The organism is Streptomyces sp. NP-1717, assembly GCF_022695985.1.
GTDB lineage: Bacteria > Actinomycetota > Actinomycetes > Streptomycetales > Streptomycetaceae > Streptomyces.
The window spans coordinates 1-7,866 of the sequence record NZ_JAAPBF010000287.1 but is presented as its reverse complement, the minus strand read 5'-3'; the positions used below and the strand labels follow the sequence as shown (position 1 = coordinate 7,866).

The following is a 7,866-nucleotide window of genomic DNA, read 5'->3' as shown; positions in this document are numbered from 1 at the left end:
GCTGACCGTGCGCGCCGAGGGCTCCACCAGCGGCTACAGCCGCGACCTGTTCCCGCACTGGATCACCCAGTCGGGCGCCTGCGACACCCGCGAGACCGTACTCAAGCGGGACGGTTCGAACGTCGTGACGAACTCCAGCTGTGCGGCGACCAGCGGCAGTTGGTACTCCGAGTACGACGGCGCCACCTGGACCGCCGCCAGCGACGTGGACATCGACCACATGGTGCCGCTCGCCGAGGCGTGGACCTCCGGCGCCAGCGGCTGGTCGACGGCCCAGCGCCAGACCTTCGCCAACGACCTCAGCCAGCCGCAGCTGATCGCCGTCACGGACAACGTCAACCAGTCCAAGAGCGACCGCGACCCGGCCGAGTGGATGCCGCCGCGCGCCGGGTACCACTGCATGTACGCCCGTATGTGGGTGGACGTGAAGCACCACTACAACCTGAGCGTCGACTCGGCGGAGAAGGCCAAGCTCCAGAGCGTCCTGAACGGCTGCTGAGCGGGTACGGCCGGACCGGCCGCGCCCGACATCACAGACCGGAACCTGGTCGGCCCCCTCCGTCGTTCCGTACCGTACGGGGCGACGGAGGAGGCACCATGACCGGGCTGCGCCTGGGACCACTGCTGCGCCATGTCGACGGGGAATCCGCCGGCACGGCCACGATCTGGGTCGAGACGGACGGGCCGTGCACGGCCGAGGTCCGCTGCGAGGACGGCGCGTACGGCTCGTCGCGTACGTTCCTGATCGCCGGGCACCACTACGCCCTGATTCCGGTGACGGGGCTGACCCCGGGCACCTCGGCGGCGTACGAGGTCCTGCTGGACGAACGCCGCGTCTGGCCGCCCGAGGACTCGGCGTTCCCGCCGAGTGTGATCCGTACACCGGCCGCGTTCGCCGCGGGAACGGGGACGGACCACGCCGGGAACTCCCCCGAACTCCGTGTCTCCTTCGGTTCGTGCCGCTGGGCCTCCGCCCCGGTCGGCGAGCCCGACCCGGTGGGACCGGACGCCCTGCACACGCTCGCCGCGACCCTGGCGGCCGACCCCGCGGCCGTACGCCCCGACGTGCTGCTCCTGCTCGGCGATCAGGTGTACGCCGACGAGACGTCGAAGGCCACCCGCCGCTGGCTGGCCGAGCGCCGCGATCTGTCCGAACCGCCGGGCGCGGAGGTCGCCGACTACGAGGAGTACACCCGTCTCTACGACGAGTCGTGGAGCGACCCCAACGTCCGCTGGCTGCTCTCGACCGTCCCGAGCTGCATGATCTTCGACGATCACGACGTGATAGACGACTGGAACACCAGTGCGTCCTGGGTGGCCGAGATGCGGACGAAGCCGTGGTGGCGGGAGCGCATCCTGAGCGGCCTGATGTCGTACTGGGTGTATCAGCACCTGGGCAACCTCTCCCCCGCCGAACTGGCGACCGACAAGCTGTACGCCGCCGTACGGGGGGAGCCGGACGGCACCGGCCGCTTGCGGGAGTTCGCCGCCGAGGCCGACGCCGATCCGGCCTGTGTGCGCTGGAGCTACCGGCGCGACTTCGGCCGGACCCGGCTGCTGATGGTCGACTCGCGGGCGGCCCGTGTCCTGGCGGAGGGGCACCGGGAGATGCTGGACGCGGAGGAGGCCGCATGGGTGCGTGACCAGGCGCTGACCGATCCCGGCGACCGCGACCACCTCCTGATCGGCACCTCGCTGCCCTGGCTGCTGCCGCCGCTGGTGCACGACGCGGAGAGCTGGAACGCCGCGCTGGCCCGTGGCGAGCGCGGGAAGCGGTGGGCGCGTTTCGGCGAGGCTCTGCGCCGCAGGGCGGATCTGGAGCACTGGGCGGCGTTCCCCACGTCGTTCGAGAAGCTGGCGGGGCTGATCGCCGAGGCGGGCGACGGACCCGACGCGCCGGCGACGGTGTGTGTGCTGTCGGGCGACGTGCACCACGCGTATGTCGCCGAGCCGGCCTGGCGCACGGGGCAGCCCCGGTCGCGGGTCGTCCAGCTCACCTGCTCTCCGGTGCACAACTCCATCCCGCTCTCGATCCGTCTCGGTTTCCGGTTCGGCTGGAGCAGGGTGGGCCGGCGGCTGGGGCGCGCCTTCGCCCGGCACGGCCGGGTGCCCGCGCCGTCCGTCTCCTGGGGGAAGACCGGCGGCCCCTGGTTCGGTAACCAGCTGATGACGCTGGCGTTGCGGGGACGCGCGGCGCGGCTGAGTCTGGCGCAGGCGCGCACACCGGACGGCGAGCCGGAGGCGGGGGCGCGGCTTGTGACCGTCGACGAACGGGAACTGGCCGCCGGGTGACGTCCCGGTAACCCAGAAGAGCCCTCAAGGCCGCCGACTCGCCCCGGTTGGCGGCTTTTTGGCGTCCCACGCCCCGCTATGCCTGGTTCCTCCGTACCGGCCATTGGTCCGCCCATGCCCTGCCGAATGGGATCTCCGTCGCAGTCGCGACAAGCCGACCGGAAACCGCTGGCCAGAGGGTACGGATCGGATTCGCCGCAGAGAACGGGCCCGAGGCCGAGAAAGACCCGTCCGCCGGATGTTGAACTTGCAAGCATTCCTAAGGGCTGCCTAACGTGAAGGCTCTCGTCGGTTACGTCCCGAACCGAAGGAGCCCCACCCCCCATGTACACACGTCTCAACCATGCGCAGCCGTACGCCCTCGGACTCTTCCGCATGGTGATCGGACTGCTCTTCACCTGCCACGGCGCCGCGACACTCTTCGGCGTCCTCGGCAAGGACGCCCTCCAGGCCGGCACCTGGCCCGGCTGGTACGCGGCGGTCATCCAGCTCGTGGGAGGCAGCCTGGTCCTCCTCGGGCTGGGAACCAGGGTCGCCGCGCTCGTGGCCTCGGGTTCCATGGCCTACGCGTACTTCAACGTCCACCAGCCCGAGGGGCTGTTCCCCATGGAGAACGGCGGCGAAGCCTCGGCGATCTTCTGCTGGGCCTTCCTGCTGATCGTCTTCAACGGTCCCGGCGCACTCTCGCTGGACCGGCTCATCGGCGCGCGCGGCACACGCGAGCCGGAGCGCCGGGATCAGCCCGCGGCGGTGACCGTCTGACCGGCACTCGGCCACCCGGCAAGGCCGGACGACCGAGCGGCACACGGCGCCCGGATCCCGTTTCGACGGGGTCCGGGCGCCCTCGCGTACGGAAGAGTCGGCGCACACTCATATTCGGCCAATCCCGGATCTCGGCCATTGAGGAAACAGGAGGTGGACAACACCCGCCCCGTGGGAAGGTGGTCCACCACACAGGCGTACGCTGTATGGCTGACAGCCGCCCCCGCGTTCGCCTCGCGCGAGGGGGCCGGCGGTCACGGGGGTACGAGGCCGGGGGATTTCGGCTTCGTTACGGAAACGGGGAATGTAACAGTGCTGGAGAGTCTGGGCGCGCTGACCGGCAGCCCATGGATCTACGCCGTGGTGGCGCTCTCCGTGCTTCTGGACGTGTTCCTGCCGGTGCTGCCCAGCGGCGTGCTGGTGATCACGACGGCCACGGCGGCGGCAGCGGGGACCTCGGCGGTCGCCGACGCGGCCGGCAAGGTGTCGCACGTGGCGCATGTGCCGCAGGAAGTGCCGTCGCTGCTTGTCCTGATGGTGTGCGCGGCGGTCGCCTCCGTGATCGGTGACCTCGTCGCGTACCGCCTCGCCTGGCGCGGCGGGGACCGGCTGGCCCGCGCGATCGCGCGCTCACGCCGGCTGACCACCGCGCAGGAACGCCTCGGCGCGTCACTCACCCGCGGCGGGATCCTCGTCGTGATCGCGCGCTTCGTACCGGCGGGACGCTCGGTCGTCTCCCTGAGCGCGGGCGCCGCGCACCGCAAGGTGAAGGAGTTCCTGCCCTGGTCGGCGCTGGCGGCCGTGGCGTGGACGGGATACAGCGTGGGGCTCGGCTACTTCGGCGGCCAGTTGCTGGGCGCGAGCTGGTTCGGCGCGGCGGTGTCCGTGCTGGCGCTGTTCGCCGCGGGGATGGTGGCCGCGTACATCGTCCGCCGCCCGTCGCGCCGGCGCGACGCCGCGCGGGAGGGCGCACCGGCGTCCGCCCAGGCTTCGGCGTCGTCACCGTCACCGGCGGTCTGAGGCCCCGGCCACCGTCGCCCGGCGGGCCGTCGCTCCTCAGGCCCGGGCCGCGCCCCGCACCTCGATGCCGTCGAGCAGCCGCATCGTGGAGGCGGTGATCTCGTCGACGGCCCGGTCGAACACCTCGCGGTTGTGCGCGGCGGGCGCGCGGAAGCCGGAGACCTTGCGCACGTACTGGAGGGCGGCGGCCCTGATCTCCTCCTCGGTGGCCTCTTCGGGGATCACGGGCGGACGGAGAGTCTTGATGCTGCGGCACATGTCTCCATTGTGACCGATCGACGCCACCAGTGGGTTCAGAATCAGAACTGATAACTTCTGCCGCATGACGACTGTCGACCTCACCACGATGTCCGGCCTGGAACTGCTGCGCTGGGCGGCCGAGCAGCCTCCGGACCGCCCCTCCGTCGGACGGCTCCTCGGCATGACCTTCGACGAGCTGGACGAGGGCCGTGTCGTGCTCTCGCTCAGCACCAGGCCCGACTTCGCCAACCCGCTGGGCACGGTGCACGGCGGCATCGCGGCGACACTGCTCGACTCCGCGCTGGGCTGCGCGGTGCACACGACACTGCCCGCGGGCGTCGGCTTCACGACGCTGGAGCTGAAGGTGAACTACATCCGCGCCGTCGCCGTGGACGCGGGACGGCTCACGGCGGTGGGCACGACGATCCACGTGGGCAGGCGGACCGCGACGGCGGAGGGCCGGGTCACCGACGAACGCGGCAAGCTGATCGCCCACGCCACGACGACGTGCATGATCCTGCGCCCCGAAGGCCACCCCGCGGCCTAGAAACCGTGTCCGCGGAGTCCCGCCCGGCCCGCGACGCCCGGCACGGCGCTACTTTCCGGCCACCGTCCGGGAGTTGGCGTGCCCCGCCCGTGAGGTCTCGCGAGGATCGGCCACGGGCTCGGACCGCGGCGCCGGCCGTACGTCGCGCGGGTCGATCGTCCCGCCGCAGCCGGGGCAGGCCAGGTCGGGCGTCATCGTGTGCCCGCACGGCTCGTGGCGCAGCCGTACGGGCGGACCGTCGTCGCCCGCCATCCACCGGTCGCCCCAGGCGAGGAGCGAGACGATCACGGGGTACAGGCCGACGCCCTTCTCCGTGAGCCGGTACTCGTACCGCTCGGGCCGCTCCTGATACCGCACCCGCCGCAGCACCCCGTGCTCCACGAGCGTGGTCAGCCGCTCGGTGAGCAGGGGCCGTGACGCGCCCGTGTTCGCCCGGAAGTCCTCGAACCGCCGCACGCCGAGGAACGCGTCACGCAGCACGAGCAGCGTCCAGCGGTCCCCCACCACCGACAGCGCCCGCGCCACCGAGCAGTCGACCTCACCGATCTCGTTCCACCGCATGCGCCCGAGTGTAGGAGCCCGTCGGACGCGGGAGCCCGGCCGCGCGACCTGCCGGGACCCGGCAACCGCCGCCCGCGCAACATGGCCGGCCCCGGGCCTGACGGGAGAGGCCCCGGACCGTCCATGCTGCCGACATGGTCCATCTCATATACACCGTGACCGTCGAATCGGTTCCACGGCGGTGGTTCGAGCAGGCGGTCGTCACGCTGTACGACCTGGTGGCGGAGACCCGCGCCGAGGACGGGCGGCTGTTCCTCGCGGACGGCCGGGAGGTGCCGGACATCCGGCTGGTGCGGGGCAGCCATCTGCGCGCGGGCGCGGAGTACGAGGTGGACGACGACGCCCAGGTGCGGGTGACGGAGTGGGACCGGCGTTCGGCGGTGCGCGTCACCCAGCACGTCACGGACGGCGCGGTGACGGCCGAGATCGAGGGGGAGCTGCGGGACGTGGAGCGCCCGAGGGAAGCCGGGCTGCGTGGCTCGGTGAGTACGAGCGGGACGGGCGGGACAACCCGGTGGGCCTCACTGACGCGGGCCACCGGCACCTCGCACATCCGGCTGGACGACTGGTGGGACGCGGCGTCCGGGCAGTCGCCGGGACCGGGTCCGGGCAAGGACGGGGCCGTACGGCGCCAGGGCCCGTCCTCCGCGCCGCTGGAAGCACGGCTCGACCACCGGCTGGGCCGGGCGGTGGTGCGCGCGACACCCGGCCGGCTGCCGGACGGCCGCTGGACGATCCGGGTCTCGCTGAGCGTCCGGGGCCGCTCCCTGCTTCGCCCGCTCACGACCGTGGCCCTGCGCGTCGCCGCCCGCGCCCTGCGCCGAGGCTTCACCCGCACGCTGGACACGACGGCCGCCCGCTGGAACGAGGTGGTCCCCGGCCTGGTGTCGCAGGACATGCCCCAGCTGCGCGAACGGATCCTCACGACGGCACTGGAGAAGCCGCTGGAGGACGAGTCCGGCCCGCGCGAGGGGTTCTAGGGGGTGTCTTGTCGATCAGGCCGGATCAGGGAGCGGGGTCTGGTGCGTGCGATCGCAAGGCGGAGGAGGGAGGCATGGCTCCGCCATGCCTCCCTCCTGCGCTGTCAACGCGGCGAACGTGCGTGCCAGGGACCGCGAGCCCGGCAAGATCGGCAAGACACCCCCTAGGTTCTACGGGCGCACCGCGACGGACCAGCCCGGGTTGTACGTGCCGGGCACCGGGCGCCGAGGCCAGTCCCGTGCCCAGCGCGGCGGGTCCGCGCGGCGCAGGACCACCGCCGTCGCGGACGCCGGATCGTCCATGCCGGCCGACGCGCAGCCCGCCGTGTACGCGACGGGGATCGCCGAACTGTTCCCCTTGATCAGACACGGCGGCCGCACCCCCTCCTCGCGGAGTACGGCGCTGATCCGCTGCCAGTCGCCCCGCGCCCGTTCCTGGACACCCACATGGGTCCGTACCTGCGCGGTCTGTACGGCGGCGTGCCCCAGCAGTACGACGGCGAGACCGAGCGCGACCGGACGCGAGCCACGGGCCCGGTCGGCGACGGCGAGCAGACCGACGGCCGCGGGCAGTACCAGCAGCGCGTAACCGGGCAGCAGGAAACGGGGCGCCGCGTAGGGGACGAGGAAGAGGTACGGCACCGAGACCGACGCCGCGACGGCCACCGCGAGCCACATCGGCGCCCGCGCCCGCCCGGCACGGCGCACGGCCCACAGCCCGAGCACGACCAGCAGCGGGAGCAGCAGCCACCACTCGACGACCCCGGAGGCGACGGTGTCGCCCGTACAGGGACGGCAGAGCAACGGCCCGTCCAGGGCGGTGAGATGGGCCTTCACCGAGAGGACGGGCCGTGTACCGCCCTGGGTGTCGCTCGCCTCGGAGAGCCGCCGCGCCACACCGCCGAACCGCAGCCACGCCTCCACGATCCACGGCAGCGCGCCCACCCCGACGCCCGCCACCACGGCCGCGAGCCGGCCCCGGCCGCGCCACGCGGGCACCACGAAAGCCGCGACGAGCAGCGGAAGGGCCACGGCCGCACCGTCGTTGGGCCGCATCAGCGTGACGGCGGCCAGCCCGGCGACGATCCCCGCGCAGGCGCCACGACCCCCGTCGCGGCGCAGGAAACAGCCGGTGGCGGCGGCCGCGCCCATCGCCGTGTAGTGGTTGGGCATGGCGGAGTTGGCGTAGAACAGGGCGAACCACAGACTCCCGTACAGCCCCGCTGCCACTCCTGCGCCCGCAGGGCGCCGCAGCACTCCCAGCCACGGCCGGAACCCCACAAAGAGCGCCCCGCCCGCCAGTGCCGCCATCCAGAGCCGCAGAAGCACCACCGAGTCGCTCCACGCCGCCACGGGCACGAGCAGCAGCGGCACCCCGCGCGTCCTTGGCGCGCTGAACGGCACGGCGGGCCCGTACGGACCGAACCTGCTCGCGTAGACGATCTCGTCCCACCCGAGCGGCAA

Annotated in this window: 9 protein-coding genes; 6 read left to right on the top strand and 3 right to left on the bottom strand. The window is 72.6% G+C overall.

Going from position 1 to position 7,866, the window contains the following annotated elements; genetic code table 11:
* From GXP76_RS32330 to GXP76_RS32315, 4 genes are all read left to right on the top strand, one after another.
* Nucleotides 1-499 (top strand): HNH endonuclease family protein (locus GXP76_RS32330; protein WP_242575180.1); only part of this gene is annotated, 499 nt, incomplete at its 5' end.
* 98 nt (nt 500-597) lie between these two features.
* Nucleotides 598-2,292, top strand: a complete 1,695-nt coding sequence (locus GXP76_RS32325) for an alkaline phosphatase D family protein (protein WP_242575179.1) — start codon at nt 598-600, stop codon at nt 2,290-2,292.
* Nucleotides 2,293-2,616: 324 nt separating this feature from the next.
* The gene (locus GXP76_RS32320) at nt 2,617-3,054 is read left to right on the top strand and encodes a DoxX family protein (protein WP_242575178.1); all 438 of its coding nucleotides are present in this window, start codon (nt 2,617-2,619) and stop codon (nt 3,052-3,054) included.
* A 312-nt stretch (nt 3,055-3,366) separates the two neighbouring features.
* The gene (locus GXP76_RS32315) at nt 3,367-4,074 is read left to right on the top strand and encodes a DedA family protein (protein ID WP_242575177.1); all 708 of its coding nucleotides are present in this window, start codon (nt 3,367-3,369) and stop codon (nt 4,072-4,074) included.
* Between the two features lie 36 nt (nt 4,075-4,110).
* On the opposite strand, the gene GXP76_RS32310 is transcribed toward GXP76_RS32315, so the two are convergent.
* Nucleotides 4,111-4,332, bottom strand: a complete 222-nt coding sequence (locus GXP76_RS32310) for a DUF2277 domain-containing protein (RefSeq protein WP_242575176.1) — start codon at nt 4,330-4,332, stop codon at nt 4,111-4,113.
* A 64-nt stretch (nt 4,333-4,396) separates the two neighbouring features.
* On the opposite strand from GXP76_RS32310, the gene GXP76_RS32305 reads away from it, so the two are divergent.
* The gene (locus GXP76_RS32305) at nt 4,397-4,861 is read left to right on the top strand and encodes a PaaI family thioesterase (RefSeq protein WP_242575175.1); all 465 of its coding nucleotides are present in this window, start codon (nt 4,397-4,399) and stop codon (nt 4,859-4,861) included.
* Nucleotides 4,862-4,909: 48 nt separating this feature from the next.
* Here GXP76_RS32305 and GXP76_RS32300 read toward each other — a convergent pair whose 3' ends face one another.
* A complete protein-coding gene (locus tag GXP76_RS32300) occupies nt 4,910-5,422 on the bottom strand; it encodes a helix-turn-helix domain-containing protein (protein WP_242575174.1) in 513 nt (170 codons plus the stop codon).
* Between the two features lie 134 nt (nt 5,423-5,556).
* Here GXP76_RS32300 and GXP76_RS32295 point away from each other — a divergent pair, with 134 nt between their 5' ends.
* Nucleotides 5,557-6,402, top strand: a complete 846-nt coding sequence (locus GXP76_RS32295) for a hypothetical protein (RefSeq protein ID WP_242575173.1) — start codon at nt 5,557-5,559, stop codon at nt 6,400-6,402.
* A gap of 171 nt (nt 6,403-6,573) precedes the next feature.
* Here GXP76_RS32295 and GXP76_RS32290 read toward each other — a convergent pair.
* The coding region (locus GXP76_RS32290) for a hypothetical protein (RefSeq protein ID WP_242575172.1) at nt 6,574-7,866 on the bottom strand (1,293 nt) is incomplete at its 5' end.

Bases quoted from the DNA above. Each gene is read 5' to 3' on its own strand.
- GXP76_RS32325 (WP_242575179.1), top strand. From the start codon at position 598: ATGACCGGGCTGCGCCTGGGACCACTGCTGCGCCATGTCGACGGGGAA.
- GXP76_RS32320 (WP_242575178.1), top strand. From the start codon at position 2,617: ATGTACACACGTCTCAACCATGCGCAGCCGTACGCCCTCGGACTCTTC.
- GXP76_RS32310 (WP_242575176.1), bottom strand. From the start codon at position 4,332: ATGTGCCGCAGCATCAAGACTCTCCGTCCGCCCGTGATCCCCGAAGAG.
- GXP76_RS32305 (WP_242575175.1), top strand. From the start codon at position 4,397: ATGACGACTGTCGACCTCACCACGATGTCCGGCCTGGAACTGCTGCGC.
- GXP76_RS32300 (WP_242575174.1), bottom strand. From the start codon at position 5,422: ATGCGGTGGAACGAGATCGGTGAGGTCGACTGCTCGGTGGCGCGGGCG.
- GXP76_RS32295 (WP_242575173.1), top strand. From the start codon at position 5,557: ATGGTCCATCTCATATACACCGTGACCGTCGAATCGGTTCCACGGCGG.